Raw genomic sequence first — 20,629 nt, 5'->3', positions numbered from 1 at the left:
GCCCGGAAAGGTGGTTCGCGGCAGCGGAAGGACCAACGTGGGCAAGCCGATCGTGCAGGAACCGCAGGCTGGAGCCGACCCGTTCGGCACCGAGCGCCTGCGCCGAACCGTGCTGGACGCCTGGCAGGCGTCCCCGGCCCGGTTCCGCGAGGACGCCAACGCCGAGGAGGACCTGGCGCTCGGCGGCTACCGCGACCGCCTGGTCGTCGAACTCGCCCAGAACGCCGCCGACGCCGCGCTGCGCGCCGGTGCCCCCGGCCGTCTGCGGCTCACCCTCCACCAGGGGGTACTGGCAGCCGCCAACACCGGCGCCCCACTCGACGCGGCAGGCGTCGAATCGCTGTCCACCCTGCGCGCCTCCGCCAAGCGCGACGACGCGCAGGCGTCCGTCGGCCGCTTCGGCGTGGGCTTCAGCGCCGTCCTGGCGGTCAGCGACGAGCCCGCCGTGGTGGGCCGCACCGGCGGCGTGCGCTGGTCGCTCGCCGAAGCCCGCGACCTCACCGCGCAGGCCGCCGCCCAAAGCCCCGGCCTCGCCGACGAGTTGCGGCGCCGCGACGGCCAGGTACCACTGCTGCGGCTGCCGTTGCCCGCCGAGGGCGTCGCCCCCGAGGGCTATGACACCGTCGTCGTGCTTCCGCTGCGCGACGGCGCCGCACAGGACCTGGCCGAGCACCTGCTCTCCGGCGTGGACGACGCACTGCTGCTGACCCTCCCCGGCCTCACCGAGATCGTGATCGAGACGCCGGACGGCCAGGTGCGCACCCTGACCCGGCGCCGGCACGGCGAGGACGTCGTCGTCGAGGACAGCGCATCCGGAACCACCCGCTGGCGGGTCACCGCCACCGGCGGCGCACTCGCCCCCGAACTCCTCGACGGCCGCCCCGTGGAGGAACGGCTGCGCCCCGCCTGGTCGGTGACCTGGGCCGTGCCGGTCGGCCCGGACGGCGCGCCCGCCCGCCCCCGTACCGCGCCCGTGGTGCACGCGCCGACCCCGACCGACGAACCGCTGGGCCTGCCCGCGCTGTTGATCGCCTCGTTCCCGCTCGACCCCACCCGGCGCCATGTCGCGCCGGGCCCGCTGGCCGAGTTCGTCGCCGCCCGCGCCGCCGACGCCTACGTGGAACTGCTGCGCGACTGGCGCCCGCCCACCACCGGCATCATCGACCTGGTGCCCGGACCGCTGGGCAAGGGCGAGTTGGACGGCACGCTCCGCGCCCACCTGCTGCGGCAGCTGCCGCACATCCCCTTCCTGCCCCCCGCCGGGCCCGCCGCCGGTGAAGCGGCGGAGGGGGCGCAGGAGCCGCACGCGCTGCGCCCCGACCGCGCCGAGCTGCTCGAAGGCGCGTCCGCGCAGACCGTCACGGTACTGGCGGAGGTCTTCCCCAGCCTGCTGCCCGCCGGGCTCGAACGCCGGGTGGAACTACGCACGTTGGGCGTCGCCCGCCTCCCGCTCGGCGACGCCATCGACCGGCTGTCCGGCACCGAGCGCCCGGCGAGCTGGTGGCACCGGCTCTACGACGCCCTGGCCGGTACCGACCCGGACCGGCTGAGCGGCCTGCCCGTACCGCTCACCGACGGCCGCACCGTCGTCGGCCCGCGCCAGATCCTGCTGCCCACCGGCGACGCCCCGCTGCCCGACGGCCTGACCCGGCTCGGCCTGCGGGTCGCCCACCCCGACGCCGCCCATCCGCTGCTGGAGAAACTGGGCGCCACGTCCGCGACGCCCCGCGCCGTACTGACCACCCCGCAGGTGCGGGCGGCCGTCGCCAACTCCCTTGACGCGGATGAGATCTGGGACGAGGAGGCCGGCACGCTCGACGCCGACGAACTGGCCGAACTCGTGCTGGCCCTGGTGCGCGACGCCGAGCTCGCCCCCGGCGACGAGCCATGGCTCGGTGCCCTCGCGCTCCCCGACGACGAGGGCGAACTCACCCCGGCGAGTGAACTCGTCTACCCGGGAAGCCCCTTCGAGCAGGTCATCCGTGCGGACGAAATGGCGCCGTGCGACCCGGAGTTGGCGGAACGCTGGGGTGAGCAGCCGCTGACCGCCGTCGGCGTGCTCGCCACCTTCACGCTGGTGCGCGCCGGCGACGTGGTCCTCGACCCGGACGATCTCGAACCGCGCGACGGCCAGTGGGCCGAACCCGACGACCCGGGCCTGCTCGACGCGGTCGACGTGTGGTGCGAGGACGTGCTCGACCAACTGCCGGACACCGACGTACCGCCGGTCGCCACCGAGATCATCGCGGTGCGCGACCTGGACCTGGTCGATGACGAGGCCTGGCCGCAGGCCCTCGCGCTGCTCGCCCAGCCGCCGCTGCGCGACGCGATCACCACACCGGTGCGGGTACTGCTGCCGGACGGCACCACGCGCAGCGTGCGCCCGTACACCGCCTGGTGGCTGCGCGACCACCCGGTGCTGGACGGCCGCCGTCCGGTGGGCCTGCGCGCGGCCGGGGGAGACCCGCTGCTCGCCGGGCTCTACGACGAGGCGCAGACCTCGTCCGTGGACGAGCAGGTGCTACGGGCGCTCGGGGTGCGCACCTCGGTGGACGCGCTGCTGGACGAGCCGGGTGGCGCCGCCGAACTCCTGGCCCGGCTGGGCGACCCGGCCCGTCCGGTCACCGCCGCCCAACTGCGCTGGCTGTACGCGCGGTTGTCGGCGCTCGACCCGGAGGCGGTCACCCTGCCGGACGAGCTGCGGGCGGTACGGGACGGCGTGGTGACGGTCGTGGACGCGGCGCAGGCCCTGGTCGCCGACGCCCCGGACCTGCTGCCGCTGGCCGCTGGCCGCGCTCTGCTGCCCGCCGGACCCCGGTTCGCGGACGACCTCGCCGAACTCTTCCAGGCCCGCCGCCTCAGCGAGGAGTTCCCGGCCCCCGTCACCAGCGAGGGCCAGCCGCACGAGGTGCCCGACGAGGTGCGCGAACTGCTGCCCGACGCACCGGAGTCGTACCTCGAACACGACGAACTGCTCGTCGAACCGGGCGTCGAACTGGACTGGCGCTACGTGGACGGCGTGCTGCACGCGGCCACCCTGGAAGGCGTCGCGGCGGGCCTGGCCTGGGCGGCGGGCGAGTGGCAACGCCGCTTCGAGGTGGCGGCACTCCTCGAGGACCCGTCCCGGGCCGCGGAGTTGGCCGAGGCCCGCTGGTTCGACTGATCCGAACGCCGGGGCGGGGGTCAGGCGTTCCTGGCCCCCGCCCCGACGCACCAGGCGACCCCGGTCGCGCTCGCGACGAGCGGCGACGGGCGTGCGGAGTACGAGTGCCGCCATGTGAGCCACCGCGGCCTCGCGCGAACGAGTGGAACGGCATGGTCGGCGACCATACGGTCAGTCGACCCGGCGGCTGATCCGGCGCCATACGAGCTCCAGCGCCACCGAGGCGACCGCCGCGATGCCGACCGCGGTCCACGGCGCCTCGGTGCCGACCAGGCGCAGCTTGAAGAAGGTCTGCAGCCACGGTGTGACCAGCACGACCAGGAAGCATCCGGCCATCGCCAGCACCAGGCAGATCCGCCACCAGGTGTACGGACGGGCGATGATCGCCAGTACCCACATGGAGATCAGGAACAGCGTCAGCGTCGCCGCGCTGGTCTCCGCGTCCAGCCCACCGGCACCGTGGTAGTGGTGACGTGCCATCAGGTACGTGGCGAACGTCGCGATGCCGGCGATCACTCCCATCGGCAGCGCGAACCGCATCACCCGGCGCACGAAGTGCGGGCGGGCACGCTCCCTGTTGGGCGCCAGCGCCAGGAAGAACGCGGGCACCCCGATCGTCAGCGTGCTCAGCAGCGTCAGATGCCGGGGCAGGAACGGGTACGGCACCCGCCAGATGACCACCAGCAGCGCCAGCAGCACCGAGTACACGGTCTTGGTCAGGAACAGGTTCGACACCCGGGTGATGTTCCCGATCACCCGACGCCCCTCGGCGACCACCGAAGGCAGCGTGGCGAAGCTGTTGTTCAGCAGCACGATCTGCGCCACCGCCTTGGTCGCCTCGCTGCCCGACCCCATCGACACCCCGATGTCGGCGTCCTTCAGCGCCAGCACGTCGTTGACGCCGTCCCCGGTCATCGCCACGTTGTGGCCGCGGGACTGCAACGCGCCGACCATGTCCCGCTTCTGCTGCGGGGTGACCCGGCCGAACACCGAACCGCCCTCCAGCGCCCGCGCCATCTCGTCCCGCCCACCGGGCAGTCGCCGTGCGTCGACGGGGCTGTGCGCCCCCGGCAACGCCAGCTTGGCGGCGACCGCGCCGACCGACACCGCGTTGTCCCCCGAGATGACCTTGGCGGCGACGCTCTGCTCGGCGAAGTAGCGCAGCGTCTCCCCGGCGTCGGCGCGCAGCCGCTGCTCCAGTACGACCAGGGCGGTCGGCGCGAGCCCGTCCACCACCGCCGGATCGTCCAGCGGCCTGGTCGCACGGGCCAGCAGCAGCACCCGCAGACCCCGCGCGCCCTGCTCGTCCACCCCGGCCAGCGCCGGGTGGCCGGGCGGCAGCAGCACGTCGGGCGCGCCCAGCAGCCAGGTGCGGCTCTCGCCGTGCGCCTCCCGCAGAGTCGCACCGCTGTACTTGCGGGCCGAGGAGAACGGCAGCGTGCCGGTGCAGTGCCAGCCGTCCGAGCCGTCCGGGTAGGCGTCGATGATCGCCTGGAGGCTGGCGTTCGGCCGCGGGTCGCAGGCGCCGAACGCGGCCAGCACCTTCGCCGCGTACGACTCGTCGCCGTCCAGCACCCGCAGTTCGGTGACGTCCATCCCGCCCTCGGTCAGCGTGCCCGTCTTGTCCAGGCACACGGTGTCCACCCGGGCCAGCCCCTCGATCGCGGGCAGCTCCTGCACCAGGCACTGCTTGCGCCCCAGCCGGATCACGCCGATCGCGAAGGCGATCGAGGTCAGCAGTACCAGACCCTCGGGGACCATCGGGACGATCCCGCCGACCATCCGGCGCACGGCCTCCCGCCAGTCGTGCTTCTCCACATAGAGCTGGCTGACGATCAGGCCGAGGGCGACCGGGACCATCATCCAGGTCACGTACTTGAGGATCTGGCTGATGCCGGTGCGCAGTTCGGAGTGGACCAGGGTGAACCGGCTCGCCTCCTCGGCGAGTTGGGCGGCGTAGGCCTGGCGGCCGACCTTGGTGGCGGTGAACGCCCCGCCTCCGGCCACCACGAAGCTGCCGGACATCACCGGGTCACCCGGTCGCTTGGCCACCGGGTCTGCCTCACCGGTGAGCAGCGACTCGTCGATCTCCAGGCCGTCGGCCTCCACCACGGTGCCGTCCACCACGCACTTGTCGCCGGGGCCCAGCTCGACCACGTCGTCCAGAACGAGCTCGGAGGTGGACAGCGGCACGCCGCGGCCGTCCCGGCGCACGGTGGGCTTCGCCTCGCCGATCAGCGCGAGGCTGTCGAGGGTCTGCTTGGCGCGCAGTTCCTGGATGATGCCGATCGCGGTGTTTGCGATGATCACGAAGCCGAACAGGCCGTCCTGGATCGGCCCCACCGCCACGATGATCAGGAACAGCACGCCCAGGATCGCGTTGAAGCGGGTGAAGACGTTGCCCCGCACGATGTCCGCGGTGGAGCGGGAGCTGCGCACGGGTACGTCGTTGACCTCCCCGCGCGCCACACGTTCGGCGACCTCGGCGGAGGTCAGACCGCGCGGGTTCGCCTGCGGCGGGCCGGGCCGGGCATGATCACTCATGGGTCAGACATTACGTGGCGTAAGGGGAAATTCCCCGGCCAGCCGCGCGCCGAGGGGTTGAGGGCTCACCCCGGGGGGAAATCCGCCGCACGGTGCGCGGCCGCCGTGGTGGTGCCACGGCGGTGCCGAACCGGCCGCGGCCTGTGGGCCGGTGGGGCCTCAGCCGTGCTGCTGGGGGCGGCCGGCCCGCCGCAGCGCCTCGCGCCGCCTGCGTACGTACCAGATGCCGACCACCCCGAGGCCGGCGCCGGCGAGACAGCTCCAGATCCACCAGGAGTGCCCGCGGGCGGCGAACCACCCGTAGAAGGGGAGCTGGACCAGGAAGAGGGCGAACCAGACGATCGTGCCGCCGGTAACGATCGCGACCTCGTTCGCTTCCAGCGGCTCAGGGGTTTCGTGCCGCGGTGTCCACTTCCTCGTCATAGCGCACAGCCTACGGCCCACCCCCACGGCGCCCGCGCACCCCGTCGCCGGGTGTCTACGCGCGGAGATAGCGATCACTCGCTCATAGGTTCATACTGAAACGGCCTACGCCTGACTGGATTCTTTCGTCTGAACGTCCAAATCCGGTCGGCTTCGAGAGGACCCCGCCCAGCGGCCCCGGCCGCGATTGACCCGAGGATTTCCATGCCCAGCTCGGCGACCGCTCCGGTCGGCTTCGCGAAGCCCGACTCTCCGCACCCACCCAAGAACGGTCTGGATCGTTACTTCAAGATCTCCGAGCGGGGTTCCAGCGTTTATCGAGAGATTCGCGGCGGTATCGCGACGTTCTTTGCGATGGCGTACATCATCGTGCTGAACCCGATCATCCTCGGTAGCGGCGTCGACAAGTTCGGCCACCACCTCTCCGGTGGCCAGTTGGTCACCGCGACCGCGCTGACCGCCGGCCTCACCACCTTGCTGATGGGCGTCATCGGCAACGTGCCGATCGCGCTCGCCGCCGGGCTCGGTATCAACAGCGTGGTGGCGCTGCAGCTCGCGCCCAAGATGAGCTGGCCGGACGCGATGGGCATGGTGGTGCTCGCCGGTATCGCGATCATGCTGCTGGTCGCCACCGGGCTGCGGGAGCGGGTGATGAGCGCGGTGCCGCTCGGGCTCCGCAAGGCGATCGCCATCGGCATCGGCCTGTTCATCTTCCTCATCGGACTGGTCGACTCCGGCTTCGTCTCGCGCATCCCGGACGCCGCGCACACCACGGTTCCTCTTCAGCTCGGCGCCAACGGCCACCTCAACGGCTGGCCGGTGCTGGTCTTCGTCCTCGGGGTGCTGCTCACCCTCGCGCTGATCGTGCGCAAGGTGCCGGGGGCGATCCTGATCAGCATCGTGGCGATGACCGTGCTCGCGCTGGTCATCGACTCGGTCGCCAAGCTCCCGGCCACCGCCTGGGGCCTCACCGTCCCCAAGTGGCCGGGCAACCCGGTCTCCAGCCCCGACTTCGGGCTGATCGGCAAGGTCAGCCTCTTCGGCGGCTTCCACCAGGTGGGGATCGTCACCGGTGTGCTGTTCGTCTTCACCGTCCTGCTGTCCGGCTTCTTCGATGCGATGGGAACCATCCTCGGCGTGAGCGACGAGGCGCACCTGCTGGACGAGAAGGGCGATCTGCCCCGTATGAGCCGCGTTTTGATGGTGGACGGCATCGCCACTGCGCTCGGCGGCGCCACCTCCAGCTCGGCCAACACCTGCTTCGTGGAGTCGACGACCGGTGTGGGTGAGGGCGCGCGGACCGGTCTGGCCAGCATCGTCACCGGACTGCTGTTCGTCCTGGCGCTGTTTCTGACTCCGGTGGCCACGATGGTCCCGGCGCAGGCGGCCACCCCCGCGCTGATCGCGGTGGGCTTCCTGATCCTGGCGCACAGCATCGGGGACATCGACTGGAACGACTTCACGATCGCCATTCCGGCGTTCCTGACCATGCTGATCATGCCGTTCACCTACTCGATCACCAACGGCATCGGCATGGGCTTCATGACCTTCTGCCTGCTGCGGCTGGTGGTCGGACGGGGCCGAGAGGTGCCGGTCGCGCTCTACGCGGTGTCGGCGATCTTCGCGTTCTACTACCTGATGCCTCCGCTGCACCTGACGTAGCGGTGGGCTAACCCGCGTAGAACCGCTGGGTTCTGTCCACCGAGGCCTTGAACCTCTCGTCGAAGTCATCGCGCATGAGCGTCCGGACGACATAGTCCTGGACGCTCATTCCGCGTTTGGCGGCATGATCGCCGATCCGGTCCAGCAGTTCCGTGTCTATGCGCACACTGAGCACTTTCGATCCACGCGGTCCCATACATCTACCGTCGCCCTCCGCTGTCACACGGTGCCGCTCTTTCCGGGGGCAACTCACTCGTACGGGTGAGTTCGCACACAGTCGCGTTTGGTGACCTGTATCCGGCTTTCGTTAGCGTAGGTAATGAGATAGTCTAAAGAACCGTGACCAAACTGTCCGAGGACGACCTCGCCGCGGTGAGCTCCCTGCGAGCGGCCGTGATGCGGCTGTCGCGCAGGCTGCGACACCAACGAGTGGACGAGTCGCTCAGCCCGACCGAGATGTCGGTGCTGGGCACCCTGGCCCGCTGCGGCTCCGCCACCCCTGGCGAGCTGGCGCGCAAGGAGCATGTGCAGCCTCCGTCCATGACCCGGATCGTGGCCATGTTGGAGGGCAAGGGCCTGGTCCGCCGGGACCCGCATCCGGAGGACCGCCGCCAGGTCGTGGTCAGCCAGACCGAACAGGCCGAGGCCATGCTGGCCGAGAGCCGGCGCAAGCGGAACGTCTGGCTCGCGCAGCTTGCCGAAGGGCTCACCGACGAGGAGTGGGCGACGTTGCGCGAAGCCGCGCCGGTACTGGAGAAGCTGGCGCACCTGTAGACAGCGGGAACGTCTTTCAGTCGCTACCAGCAGAGGAGACACCCCCTTGAGTTCGGCCCCCGGAGCAGACGCCGCACCCGGATCGAACCCCACCATCACGACGACAACCCGGCCGACCGAGCCGACCGACCCCACGGCGTCGGCGAAGCGGCACATGTTCAGCTCGTTGCGGAACCGCAACTACCGGCTGTTCGCCACCGGTGCCGTGATATCGAACACCGGCACCTGGATGTCCCGAATAGCCCAGGACTGGCTGGTGCTCAGCCTCACCGGTTCCTCCACCGCGGTGGGTGTCACCACCGCCCTCCAGTTCCTGCCCATGCTGCTGTTCGGGCTCTACGGCGGCGTCATCGCCGACCGTTGCTCCAAGCGCAGGCTGCTGCTGGCCACCCAGTCGGCCATGGGTCTGCTCGGCCTCGCCCTCGCGGTGCTGACGCTCAGCGGCCATGTCCAGGTCTGGCATGTCTACGCCATCGCGTTCCTGCTCGGCGTGGTGACGGTGGTGGACAACCCGACCCGGCAGTCCTTCGTCGTGGAGATGGTCGGACCGAAGGACGTGCGCAACGCCGTCAGCCTCAACTCCGCCAACTTCCAGACGGCGCGGCTGATCGGCCCGGCCATCGCCGGTGTGCTGATCAACGCGGTCGGCAGTGGCTGGGCCTTCCTGATCAACGGCCTGTCCTTCGGCGCTCCGCTGATCGGTCTGCTGCTGATGCGCAAGGAGGAGCTGCACGAGGTGGAGCTCACCCCGCGCGGAAAGGGCCAGCTGCGCGAGGGGCTGCGCTACGTGGCCTCACGGCCCGAGCTGATCTGGCCGATCGTGCTGGTCGGCTTCATCGGCACCTTCGGCTTCAACTTCCCGATCTGGCTGTCGGCGTTCGCGCACGGGGTCTTCCACGCCGGTGCGGGTACGTACGGCCTGTTCAACACCGCGATGGCGATCGGCTCGGTGGCCGGTGCGCTGCTGGCCGCCCGCCGGGCGGCGACCCGGCTGCGGATGCTGGTCGGCGCCGCGGTGGTGTTCGGCGCACTGGAGGTCGTGGCGGCGGTGTCGCCGTCGCTGTACCTGTTCGTCGCGCTGCTCGTGGTGATCGGTACGTTCGGGATCACCATCAACACGACCGCGAACTCGACGGTCCAGCTCGCCACGGATCCCGCGATGCGGGGGCGGGTGATGAGCCTGTTCATGATGGTCTTCGTCGGCGGCACGCCGCTGGGCGGCCCCCTGGTCGGCTGGATCACCGACACGTACGGCCCCCGAGTGGGCTTCCTGAGCGGCGGCCTGGTCTCCGCGGCGGCGGCGGCACTGGTGGGCCTGGCCATCAGGCAGACGGCACGGCGTATGAAACCCACACCCTGACCCGTCCGCCCGCCCTTCTCGCGGCGACTCCCGCCCCACGACGCACCGTGCGCAACGGCAGGCGAGGGCCGAGGCGATCGGGCGGGCGGGTGGGCGTCATCCCCGGACGCCACCGCGAGCGCCCCCGTGGGGGAATAACCGCCACATGAGACTCTTCGTAGCCCTCTGGCCCTCCCAGGAGGCCCTGCGCGACCTGGACCGCGCCGAGAACCGACTCCGCGCGGCCCCCGACGCGCGGAACCTGCGGTGGGCCGGGGAAGGCGGACACCACCTCACCCTGGCGTTCCTGGGCGAGGTCCCCGAGGAATCCCTCCCCGACCTGACCGCCCGCCTGGAACGCGCCGCACGGCGCCACGCACCGCTGCCGCTGCGGCTGGCAGGCGGCGGCCGGTTCGGCGACCGCACGCTGTGGGTCGGAGTGGAGGGAGACGTACGAGGGCTCGGCCACCTCGCCGACTCCCTCGCCGCGGGCGCCCGCAGAGCGGGCGTCGAGATGGAGGACCGCCCGTTCCGCGCCCATCTGACCCTGGCCCGCGGCCGCCCGCACCGGCACACCGCGCTGCGCCCGTTCACCGAACTGCTGACGGACTTCAGCAGCCACGAGTGGACCGCCGACCACATCGACCTGGTACGCAGCCACCCACCCGCCGCAGGCACGCCGGGCGCCCATCCCCGCTACGAGGTGCTGCACCGCTGGCCGCTGGGCCACTGACGCGCCATGCGCCCGGGCCCCCGGTGTACCCGGGGCACCGCCCCCCGGCCCGGGGCAGGTCCCCGGGCCGGTTAGGCTCGGACACGTGGACCCGAAGACCCGTACCCGAGTGATGACGGCGGCCCTCGTACTGCTCCTGGCCGTCGTGGTGGTAGCCGCCGCGCTGCGCTGAGCACCGCGCGGCGGCCCAGCCGACCCCGCGCCGGGCGAGCGCTACCAGGCGAAGGCCTCCGGGGAGGGACCGGTACCCGGGAAGATCCCGTCCAGCTCCGCCAGGAACTCCTCCGACAGCGAGAGATCAAGCGCCCGCAGCGCGGACTCCAGTTGCCCGGCGGTGCGCGGGCCCACGATGGGACCGGTCACGCCGGGACGGGTGAGCAGCCAGGCGAGCGCCACCTCGCCGGGCTCGTAGCCACCCTTGGCGCAGAGGTCCTCGTACGCCTGGATCTGCTCCCGCCGGGCGGTGTTCTTCAGCGCCTCGGCGGCCCGCCCGGACGCCGACCGCCTGCCGGCCGCCTCGCGCTCCTTGCGCAGTGCGCCGCCGAGCAGTCCGCCGTGCAGCGGTGACCACGGGATGACGCCGACCCCGTACTCCTGGGCGGCCGGGATCACCTCCATCTCGGCGCGCCGCTCCATCAGGTTGTACAGGCACTGCTCGCTGACCAGCCCGAGCGAACCGCGGCGGGCCGCCGTCTCGTTGGCCCGGGCGATGTGCCAGCCCGCGAAGTTGCTGGAACCCGCGTAGAGGATCTTCCCCTGCTGCACCAACACGTCGACGGCCTGCCAGAGTTCGTCGAACGGGGTGTTCCGGTCGACGTGGTGGAACTGGTACAGGTCGATGTGGTCGGTGCGCAGCCGCTTGAGGCTCGCGTCAGCCGCGCGGCGGATGTTGAGCGCGGAGAGCCTGTTGTTGTTGGGCCACTCGGCCATGTCCCCGTAGACCTTGGTGGCCAGCACGGTCTTCTCGCGGCGGCCACCGCCCTTGGCGAACCAGGAGCCGATTATCTCCTCGGTGCGGCCCTTGTTCTCGCCCCACCCGTAGACGTTGGCGGTGTCGAAGAAGTTCAGTCCCGCGGTGTGCGCCGCGTCCATGATCGCGTGGCTGTCGGCCTCGTCGGTCACGGGGCCGAAGTTCATGGTGCCCAGCACCAGTCGGGACACCTTGAGGCCGGTACGTCCGAGCTGTGTGTAGTCCATGGACGACAATCCAAGTCGTTGGAGCGCGCTCGAAGCAAGGGAGTCGCGGGGCCGCCCGAAGCTGCCCCGCCCCCTCAACAGGCCTGCTACAGACGCTCGATGACGTAGTCGACGCACGCGGTGAGCGCCTCGACGTCGGCCGGGTCGATGGCCGGGAACATCGCGACGCGCAACTGGTTGCGGCCCAGTTTGCGGTACGGCTCGGTGTCCACGATCCCGTTGGCACGCAGCGTCTTGGCGATCGCCGAGGCGTCGATGTCGTCGGAGAAGTCGATCGTGCCGATGACCTGCGAGCGCTGTGCCGGGTTGGCGACGAACGGGGTGGCGTGCCCGGACTTCTCGGCCCAGCCGTACAGCCGGGAGGAGGAGTCGGCGGTGCGCTCCACCGCCCAGCTCAGCCCGCCCTGCCCGTTGATCCACTTCAGCTGCTCGTTCAGCAGGAACAGCGTGCCGAGCGCCGGGGTGTTGTACGTCTGGTTCTTCGCCGAGTTGTCGATGGCGGTCGGCAGGTCGAAGAAGGCCGGGATGTGCCGGCCGGAACCGGCGACCCGCTCCGCCCGCTCCAGCGCGGCGGGGGAGAAGAGTGCGAGCCACAGGCCGCCGTCGGCCGCGAACGACTTCTGCGGGGCGAAGTAGTACACGTCGGTCTCCGCGATGTCGACCGGCAGGCCGCCCGCGCCGGACGTGGCGTCGACCAGGACGAGCGCGTCCGCCTCGGCGCCCGCGACCCGCTTGATCGGCATCGCGACACCGGTGGAGGTCTCGTTGTGGGTGAACGCGTAGACGTCCACCCCGGCCTCGGCGGAGGGAGCCGGGTGGGTACCGGGCTCGGAGGAGATGACCGTCGGGTCCTCCAGCCACGGAGCCATTTTGGCGGCCTTGGCGAACTTCGAGGAGAACTCGCCGAAGGACAGGTGCTGCGACTTGGACCGGATCAGGCCGTGGGTCGCGATGTCCCAGAAGGCGGTGGAGCCGCCGTTGCCGAGCACCACCTGGTAGCCCTCGGGCAGCGAGAACAGTTCGGCGATGCCCTCGCGCACCTCGCCGACGAGGTTCTTGACCGGTGCCTGCCGGTGCGAGGTGCCGAGCAGTGAGGTTCCGGTGGCCGCCAGGGCGTCGAGCGCCTCCGTACGCACCTTGGACGGGCCCGCGCCGAAACGGCCGTCGGCGGGCTTGATGTCTGCGGGAATCTGGATCTCAGCCACGAGCCGAAGCGTAGTCCGAAGCGGCCCCTTGCCGACCGGTGTTCCAGCGGATGAGACACGGGTGTCCGCGGTGGCCGGGTCGCCGGAAATCCTCCCTCGCCGATGATCAAGACGCTGATCACGGGGCACGCTAAGGAGATGACCCTGCTGCGCGTCCTGGAGGAAGCCGTCCGTGGGCAGGTCGCGTTCGACGCGGCGAGTCGGGCGCTGGTGACCATGGACGCCTCCAACTACCGGCGGGTGCCGCTCGGCGTGGTAGCGCCACGGGACGCCGACGACGTCGCGGCGGCGCTTGAGGTGTGCCGGGAGCACGGGGTGCCCGTGGTGCCGCGCGGCGGCGGTACGTCGGTCGCGGGGAACGCGATCGGCCCCGGTGTGGTGCTGGACTTCACCCGGTACATGAACCGCGTCGAGGCCGTCGACCCGGCGGCTCGCACCGCCGTCGTACAGCCGGGCGTGGTCCTGGACGAGCTGCGGCGGCAGGCGGCGGCGCACGGCCTGACCTTCGGTCCCGACCCGGCCACGCACAGCCGCTGCACGCTCGGCGGCATGATCGGCAACAACTCCTGCGGCGCGCACTCCGTGGCCTGGGGCACCACCGCCGACAACGTGCACACGCTGGACGTCCTGACCTACGGCGGCCAGCGGCTGCGGCTGGCCAGGGGAACCGACGGCCTGCCCGGCGCGCTCCGGGACGGCGTCGAGAAACTGACGTCTAATCACCTGGCCGTACTCCGTACCGGCTTCCCCGAACTGCCGCGCCGGATCTCCGGTTACGCGCTCGACCAGCTCCTGCCGGAGAAGGGCGGCCATCTGGCGCGCGCGTTCACCGGCAGCGAGGGCACCCTCGGGGTGCTCACCTCGGCCACCGTACGGCTGGTGGCGGCGCCCGCGGTACGGGCGCTGGCGGTGCTCGGCTACGTCGACGAGGGCGCCGCGGCCGACGCCGCACCCGGGCTGCTGCCGCTGCGCCCGTTGACGGTGGAGGGCATGTCCGCCGATGTGGCGGGTGGCGCCGCACGGCTGCTGCCGGGCGGCGGGGCATGGCTGTTCCTGGAGGTCGGCGGCGACTCGACCGCCGAAGTGCGGGCGAGGGCGGACGAGTTGTGCCGGGCGGCGCTGCGGGACGGGGCCGTGGACAGCGTCGTCGTCACCGAACCCGGCGGACAGCGCGCGCTGTGGCGGGTGCGGGAGGACGCCGCGGGCCTGGCGACCCGGTTGCCGGACGGTGGCGAGGCCTGGCCGGGCTGGGAGGACTGCGCGGTGCCGCCGCCCCGACTCGGCGGCTATCTGCGGGAGTTCCGCGAACTGCTGGCCCACCACGGTCTGCAGGGAGCACCGTACGGGCACTTCGGCGAGGGCTGCGTCCATGTCCGCGTCGACTTCGACCTGTCGAGCGCGGCGGTCGTCGCCCGCTTCCGCCGGTTCTCCGAGGACATGGCGCGGCTGGTGGTGGCGCACGGCGGATCGCTCTCCGGTGAGCACGGCGACGGCCGGGCCCGCTCCGAACTGCTGCCGCTGATGTACGGGCCCGAACTGGTGGACCTCTTCGGGCGGTTCAAGGACCTGTGGGATCCGGCGGACGGCATGAACCCGGGCGTCCTGGTGCGTCCCGCCCGACTCGACGAGGGGCTGCGCTTCGCGGTGCTGCCGAAGCGCCCGGTGGACGTCGAGTTCGGCTATCCGCACGACGGCGGTGACTTCTCGGCCGCGGTGCGGCGGTGCGTGGGTGTGGCCAAGTGCCGGGACCCGCAGGCCGGTTCCGGGGTGATGTGCCCGTCGTTCCGGGTCACCGGTGAGGAGCGGCACTCCACCCGGGGGCGGGCCCGGCTGCTGCACGAGATGCTGGCGGGCGAGGTGGTGGCCGACGGCTGGCGTTCACCGGAGGTACGGGAGGCGCTGGACCTGTGCCTGTCGTGCAGGGGGTGCCGCTCGGACTGCCCGGCCGGGGTCGACATGGCCACGTACAAGGCGGAGTTCCTGCACCACCACTACGCGCGGCGGCGGCGCCCGGCCGCGCACTACTCCATGGGCTGGCTGCCGGTGTGGCTGCGTGCCGCGGCGGCGCTGCGGATGGCGCCGCTGCTGAACGCGGCGGCGGCTACGCCGCTGTCCCTGGTGGCCAGGCGAGTTGGCGGCATCGCCCCGGAACGCGACATTCCGCCGCTGGCCCCTCAGCCCTTCACCCGCTGGTGGCGCACGCACCAGGGGGCTGGGGGTACGGGAGGCGCCGTCGTCCTGTTCCCCGACACCTTCACCAACTACCTCAGCCCACAGACCGGTTCCGCCGCCGTCCGGGTCCTCGAGGCGGCCGGGCTGCGCGTCGTACTGCCACCGGAACCGGTGTGCTGCGGGCTGACGTGGGTGTCCACCGGCCAACTCGACCACGCCCGCCGCGTGATGCGCCGCACCCTGGACACGCTGCGGCCCGCACTGGCCGCCGGGCTGCCCATCGTCGGCCTGGAACCAAGCTGTACGGCGGCGCTCCGCACCGACCTGCCCGAACTGCTGGGCTCCGAGGACGCCAGGCGTCTGGCCTCCTCGGTACGGACCTTCGCCCAGACGCTTGAGGAGTACGCGCCCGACTGGACCCCGCCGCGCGTCGACCGCCCGGTCGTCGGCCAGACGCACTGCCACCAGCACGCGGTGCTCGGGGACGCCGCCGAACGCCGGCTGCGCGCCAGGGCGGGGCTCACCGGCGAGCTGTCCGGCGGCTGTTGCGGTCTGGCCGGCAACTTCGGCTTCGAACGCGGCCACTACGAGGTGTCACGCGCCTGCGCCGCCGAGCAACTGCTTCCCGCGGTACGGGACGCCCCCGCCACCGCCCTGGTCCTGGCGGACGGCTACTCCTGCCGCACCCAACTGGCCCAACTGGCGGGCGCCAACGCCCAGCACCTGGCGGAGGTCCTGGCGGACGCCCTGGCGGTTCGGGGGCTTGCCCCCGACCACTGACCCGCCGCAACGGCGGGCGCCCCCGCGGTGAGGGTGCGGCGGAAGCAGGGCGCACTGCGCCCCGTCGGGTCAGTGAACGGCTTCCCCGTATCCCTCGACGTCGCGCGGGCTGCGCGGGCCAGGTCCCACATACCGCGCCGACGGGCGCACCAGTCGGCCGGTCCGCTTCTGCTCCAGGATGTGCGCGCTCCACCCGGCGGTGCGCGCGCAGGTGAACATCGACGTGAACATGTGCGCCGGAACCTCCGCGAAGTCCAGCATGATCGCCGCCCAGAACTCCACGTTCGTGGCCAGCACCCGGTCAGGACGCCGGTTGTGCAGCTCCTCCAGCGCCGCCTTCTCCAGCGCCTCGGCGACCTCGTAGCGCGGCGCGCCCAGCTCCTTGGCGGTACGCCGCAGCACCCGGGCACGCGGGTCCTCCGCCCGGTACACACGGTGGCCGAAGCCCATCAGCCGCTCGCCCTTGTCCAGCGTCTTCCTCACATACGAGACGGCGTCACCGGTGCGCTCGATCTCCTCGATCATCCCGAGCACCCGGGACGGCGCACCACCGTGCAGCGGCCCCGACATCGCGCCCACCGCGCCGGACAGCGCGGCGGCCACATCGGCACCGGTGGACGCGATGACCCGGGCGGTGAACGTCGAGGCGTTCATGCCGTGCTCGGCGGCCGACGTCCAGTAGGCGTCCACGGCCTTGACGTGCCGCGGGTCCGGCTCGCCGCGCCAGCGGATCATGAACCGCTCGACAACGGTCTCCGCCTTGTCGATCTCGCGCTGCGGCACCATCGGCAGCCCCTGTCCACGCGCCGACTGCGCCACGTAGGACAGCGCCATGACCGCCGCCCGTGCGAGGTCGTCGCGCGCCTCCTCGGCGCTGATGTCGAGCAGCGGCTTCAGGCCCCACACCGGCGCCAGCATCGCCAGCGCGGACTGTACGTCGACCCGGATGTCACCGGAGTGCACCGGGATCGGGAACGGCTCGGCGGGCGGCAGACCGGGGTTGAAGCTGCCGTCCACCAGCAGGCCCCACACGTGCCCGAACGACACGCTGCCGACCAGATCCTCGATGTCGACGCCCCGGTAGCGCAGCGAGCCGCCCTCCTTGTCGGGTTCGGCGATCTCCGTTTCGAACGCGATGACTCCCTCGAGTCCGGGTACGAAGTCGGACATCGGGCGGCTCCTCTTGATGTGGTCGACGAGTGGCTGGTGACACCTCGGTCATGCCCTGCTCGGGTGGTGGTTCACCCTGCCGAGGGGAACGCAGCAAGATATCTGTTGATGTCGAGAGGTCACAGCGGTCCAGGGGCGATTCTGTCGGTTTCGCTACGTGACCGGAAGCGTGACGTGCGGCACACTGCGTCACCTTGGCCGGGGTGGCGGCTTGCCGGACCCGCGCCGAATCACCCTGACGTGCGGTGTCACCCGCCCGGGTGAGCATTGCCCCGGCCACGCACCGGCCGCGTTCCGTGCTGCAAGATGTGCGGGTGCCCCACCCCGACCCCGCCACCATGCGGAAGCAGTACCGGGCCGCCGGACTGGACGCGCCCGAACTCGCCGCCTGCCCGTACGAGCAGTTCGCCCGTTGGTTCGCCGACGCCGCGAGCAGCGGGCTGCCGGAGCCGAACGCGATGGTCGTCTCCACGGCCGACGCCTCGGGGCGCCCCAGCTCGCGCACCGTACTGCTCAAGAGCTACGACACCAGCGGCTTCGTCTTCTTCACCAACTACACCTCGCGCAAGGGCCGCGACCTGGCGGAGAACCCTTACGCCTCGCTGCTCTTCCCCTGGCACCCGATCGCCCGGCAGGTGATCATCTGCGGCCCGGTGGTCAAGGTGACACGGGAGGAGACGGTCGCGTACTTCCGCAGCCGTCCGCACGGTTCGCAACTGGGCGCGTGGGCGAGCGACCAGTCGGCGCCGATCGGGTCGCGCGCTGAACTGGAACGGCGGTACGCGGAGCTGGCCGACCGCTATCCGGAGAGCGAGCGGGTTCCGGCGCCGCCGTTCTGGGGCGGCTACCGCGTCGACGCGGAGCAGGTGGAGTTCTGGCAGGGCCGGGAGAACCGGCTGCACGACCGGCTGGTGTACGCCCGCGAGGCGGAGGGCTGGCGGATCGAGCGGCTGTGCCCGTAGGCGGCACCGGGAAGGCGCGGCCCGGAAAAGCGGCGACCCGCGGGCTGCCGCCTGGAGGCGCCTCCAGGACCGGTCGGACGAGGTCCGGTAGCCCGCGGGTCGGGTGACTGCTTTGGATTAGGCCTGCGGCGCACGACTCGCAGGCGAGGTGCGCGGCGTCAGCCCGCAGTCACCTCACGCGTCCGATAGTCAATCATTCTTCGGACCACCTCCTCTCCGTGTACCGCCAGCCTAAGAAGGCCACCGGCGGGAGACAACTGATTTTCGCGAACGCGCTGTGGGCTGCGTCACAGGGGGGTTGAATGGGGAGATGTGCAGCCTTCCGACGCCCACGCGAAGCCGCTGAGCGGAGGCGACGAGCAGCTACTCGCCGCCCTCCTAGAAAGCATGGACGCCGCTCTGTGCGCCTTCGACCAGGACGGCCTGGTCACCCACTGGAACACCGAGGCGGCCCGGATCCTCGGCTGGACCACCGACGACGCCGTCGGCCGCCGCGGACTGGCGGGCTGGGCGGTGCGCAGCGCCGACGCCGACGAGCTGATGGCCCGGCTGCTCGGGGTGATGAAGGGGCCGGGCCGCCAGGTCCATGAGTTCGCGCTGCTGACCAAGGACGGCCATCGCGTCCTTGTGCGCGCCCAGACCGCGGCCGTCACCGCGCCCGACGGGCAGCCCGCCGGCGTGTACTGCGCCTTCTCCGAGGTGCACGCGCAGATCGACCTGGAGCGGTCCATCGCGCTCAGTGACGCGCTGTTCCAAGAGGCACCCTGGTGCGTGGTGTTGATAGACGCCGACCTGCGGCCCGCCGTCGTCAACGGATGTGCCGCGCGGGCGCTGCGCACCGACCGGGAGGCGCTGCTCGGCCGTCCGCTCGGCGAGGTGCTGGACCAGGGCGTCGAGGAACTGGAGAGCGCGCTGCACCATGTGCTCTCCGAGGGGCCGCCGACCGCGCCGCTCGACCTGTGGGTGACACTGCGCGCGGACACGCCGGGCGCCCAGCGGCACTGCTGGCGCAGCGGCTTCGTGCGGCTCGGCTCACCGCTCGGCGAGGAACCGGTGCCGCTCGGCGTCGGCTGGCTGTTCGAGGACATCACGGAGACGAAGCTGGCAGAGCAGGAGGCGTCCCAACTCCGGTTCCGCACCAACCAGTTGCGCCGTGCGGCGAACGCGGGCGCCGAGTGCGAGGACCCCATGGAGGCGGCCACCGGGTATCTGGACTACGCGCTCGCGGGCTTCGCCGACGAGGGCCTGATCGACGTGATGGGCGCGGGCGGCAAGCTGGTGCGGGCGGCCGGGACGGCGGGCGGGCCGGGGCCGTGCCTGCCGATCGCCTCCGGCGGCATCCCGGTGCCGTACGAGGAGGGGCATCCGGCGCTGCAGTCCGTCGAGCGGCTCGGCTCGGTGCGGTCGGCGGACCTCTCACCGGAGAAGGCCGCGTCCCGCCGCTGGCCGGAGGGGACGGTGTACGGGCTGTGCTCGGTGCTGCGCAGCCGGGGGCGGACGCTGGGCGTGGTGACGTTTCTGCGCGGTGCGGGACGGCGGCCGTTCGACCGTGCGGACGCGGCGTTCGCGGAGGACGTGGCGGCCAGGGTCGCCGCGGCGCTGGACATGGCGGCGCTGCTGAACCGGCGGCGTTAGGCGGCTCAGCGCCGGTAGAAGATCCGGTCGCCGTACTCGGCCAGGATCCGCCCGTTCCACTCGTGGCCGCCGTCCACGTTGCCCGACCGCAGCAGCGGCGGGGTGTGGCCGCGCTCGGCCAGCTCTCCGACCGCGGTGGCCACCACCGCCTGGAGCAGGGCGCTGGTGACGACGGTGGACGCCGGGCCGAACGGCGCCGGGACGCCCTCCGCGGTCAGCTCCGCGTCGCCGACCGGAATCTTGCTGTCGATCACCACGTCGCAGTGGTCCTTCAGATATGTCCCCGAGGAGTGCCGCGACCTGGTCTGCTCGGGGTACGCCAGCGAGGTGACGCCGATGACCTTCAGGCCCAGCGCTCGGGCGTTGAGCGCCATCTCGACCGGCAGCGCGTTGCGGCCGGACAGGGAGATGACGATCAGCACGTCGCCCGGCTCCGCGGGGCTGGTGTCCAGTACGGCCGCGGCGAGCCCGTCGACCCGCTCCAGCGCGCTGCCGAGGGTGGCGGGCACGACGTCCACGCCGATCACGCCGGGCACCGCGAGCAGGTTGATCAGGGCCAGCCCGCCCGCCCGGTACACCACGTCCTGCGCCGGGAGCGAGGAGTGACCGGCGCCGAAGACGAAGATCCGGGCGTTCCCCTCCACCGCCTCGGCGAGCAGGCGGCCCGCGTCGGCGATGCTCTCGGCGTCCTCGTCGCGTACCCGGCGCAGCAGGGCGATGGCCGCGTCGAAGTACTGTCCGGCGAGATCGTCAGCCGCCATGTCGCCGTCCTCCGCTCCTAGGTCGCCGATCACGGTGGAGCCTTCCGGTATGGGCTGTCAACCGCGAGCGGGCCGCGTTGTCGGTGGGATGCGTCAGAATTGTCAGCAG

General features: G+C 71.8%; 15 protein-coding genes. 8 read left to right on the top strand and 7 right to left on the bottom strand.

The genetic code is table 11. The annotated features are described in order from the left end of the window. Positions 1–37: 37 nt before the first annotated feature. The gene (locus P3G67_RS30595; RefSeq protein WP_276096400.1) at positions 38–3,163 is read left to right on the top strand and encodes a sacsin N-terminal ATP-binding-like domain-containing protein; all 3,126 of its coding nucleotides are present in this window, start codon (positions 38–40) and stop codon (positions 3,161–3,163) included. Between the two features lie 171 nt (positions 3,164–3,334). Here the strand turns inward: P3G67_RS30595 and P3G67_RS30590 are convergent, their stop codons facing one another. Continuing rightward, the gene (locus tag P3G67_RS30590) at positions 3,335–5,707 is read right to left on the bottom strand and encodes a cation-translocating P-type ATPase (protein ID WP_276096390.1); all 2,373 of its coding nucleotides are present in this window, start codon (positions 5,705–5,707) and stop codon (positions 3,335–3,337) included. A 159-nt stretch (positions 5,708–5,866) separates the two neighbouring features. Beyond that, positions 5,867–6,130 carry a DUF2530 domain-containing protein gene (locus P3G67_RS30585; RefSeq protein ID WP_276096389.1) on the bottom strand — a complete coding sequence of 88 codons (264 nt, stop codon included), beginning with the start codon at positions 6,128–6,130 and terminating at the stop codon, positions 5,867–5,869. Between the two features lie 204 nt (positions 6,131–6,334). Between P3G67_RS30585 and P3G67_RS30580 the strand changes: the two genes are divergently transcribed. Further along, positions 6,335–7,792 carry an NCS2 family permease gene (locus P3G67_RS30580; protein ID WP_276096388.1) on the top strand — a complete coding sequence of 486 codons (1,458 nt, stop codon included), beginning with the start codon at positions 6,335–6,337 and terminating at the stop codon, positions 7,790–7,792. 7 nt (positions 7,793–7,799) lie between these two features. Here the strand turns inward: P3G67_RS30580 and P3G67_RS30575 are convergent, their stop codons facing one another. Next, positions 7,800–7,988, bottom strand: a complete 189-nt coding sequence (locus P3G67_RS30575) for a ribbon-helix-helix protein, CopG family (RefSeq protein ID WP_269855605.1) — start codon at positions 7,986–7,988, stop codon at positions 7,800–7,802. A 200-nt stretch (positions 7,989–8,188) separates the two neighbouring features. Here P3G67_RS30575 and P3G67_RS30570 point away from each other — a divergent pair, with 200 nt between their 5' ends. From P3G67_RS30570 to thpR, 3 genes are all read left to right on the top strand, one after another. Then, positions 8,189–8,566, top strand: a complete 378-nt coding sequence (locus P3G67_RS30570; protein WP_255932890.1) for a MarR family winged helix-turn-helix transcriptional regulator — start codon at positions 8,189–8,191, stop codon at positions 8,564–8,566. 46 nt (positions 8,567–8,612) lie between these two features. Next, entirely contained in the window at positions 8,613–9,926 is a 1,314-nt protein-coding gene (locus P3G67_RS30565; protein WP_276096387.1) for an MFS transporter, read from the top strand. A 145-nt stretch (positions 9,927–10,071) separates the two neighbouring features. Further along, on the top strand, positions 10,072–10,638 hold the full coding sequence (thpR, locus tag P3G67_RS30560; protein ID WP_276096386.1) for an RNA 2',3'-cyclic phosphodiesterase: 567 nt from the start codon (positions 10,072–10,074) through the stop codon (positions 10,636–10,638). Between the two features lie 213 nt (positions 10,639–10,851). Here the strand turns inward: thpR and P3G67_RS30555 are convergent, their stop codons facing one another. After that, positions 10,852–11,835 (bottom strand): aldo/keto reductase, encoded by a 984-nt coding sequence (locus tag P3G67_RS30555; RefSeq protein ID WP_276096385.1) that lies wholly within the window; start codon positions 11,833–11,835, stop codon positions 10,852–10,854. Positions 11,836–11,921: 86 nt separating this feature from the next. Further along, positions 11,922–13,040 (bottom strand): phosphoserine transaminase, encoded by a 1,119-nt coding sequence (gene serC, locus P3G67_RS30550; RefSeq protein ID WP_276096384.1) that lies wholly within the window; start codon positions 13,038–13,040, stop codon positions 11,922–11,924. Between the two features lie 138 nt (positions 13,041–13,178). On the opposite strand from serC, the gene P3G67_RS30545 reads away from it, so the two are divergent. Next, positions 13,179–15,992, top strand: a complete 2,814-nt coding sequence (locus P3G67_RS30545) for an FAD-binding and (Fe-S)-binding domain-containing protein (protein ID WP_276096383.1) — start codon at positions 13,179–13,181, stop codon at positions 15,990–15,992. 69 nt (positions 15,993–16,061) lie between these two features. Here the strand turns inward: P3G67_RS30545 and P3G67_RS30540 are convergent, their stop codons facing one another. Beyond that, positions 16,062–17,162, bottom strand: a complete 1,101-nt coding sequence (locus P3G67_RS30540) for a citrate synthase 2 (RefSeq protein WP_276096382.1) — start codon at positions 17,160–17,162, stop codon at positions 16,062–16,064. A gap of 338 nt (positions 17,163–17,500) precedes the next feature. Here P3G67_RS30540 and pdxH point away from each other — a divergent pair, with 338 nt between their 5' ends. Together pdxH and P3G67_RS30530 are read left to right on the top strand one after the other, a co-directional pair. Then, positions 17,501–18,124 carry a pyridoxamine 5'-phosphate oxidase gene (gene pdxH / locus P3G67_RS30535; protein ID WP_276096399.1) on the top strand — a complete coding sequence of 208 codons (624 nt, stop codon included), beginning with the start codon at positions 17,501–17,503 and terminating at the stop codon, positions 18,122–18,124. Positions 18,125–18,436: 312 nt separating this feature from the next. Further along, positions 18,437–19,759: a PAS domain-containing protein gene (locus P3G67_RS30530; RefSeq protein ID WP_276096381.1), complete on the top strand. Its 1,323-nt coding sequence runs from the start codon at positions 18,437–18,439 to the stop codon at positions 19,757–19,759. 5 nt (positions 19,760–19,764) lie between these two features. On the opposite strand, the gene P3G67_RS30525 is transcribed toward P3G67_RS30530, so the two are convergent. Next, a complete protein-coding gene (locus tag P3G67_RS30525; RefSeq protein ID WP_276096380.1) occupies positions 19,765–20,520 on the bottom strand; it encodes an SIS domain-containing protein in 756 nt (251 codons plus the stop codon). Positions 20,521–20,629 lie beyond the last annotated feature (109 nt).

The organism is Streptomyces silvisoli, from assembly GCF_029269905.1.
GTDB classification, from domain to species: domain Bacteria; phylum Actinomycetota; class Actinomycetes; order Streptomycetales; family Streptomycetaceae; genus Streptantibioticus_A; species Streptantibioticus_A silvisoli_A.
The sequence above is the reverse complement of the archived record's forward strand: the minus strand, read 5'-3'. Positions and strand labels throughout refer to the sequence as shown.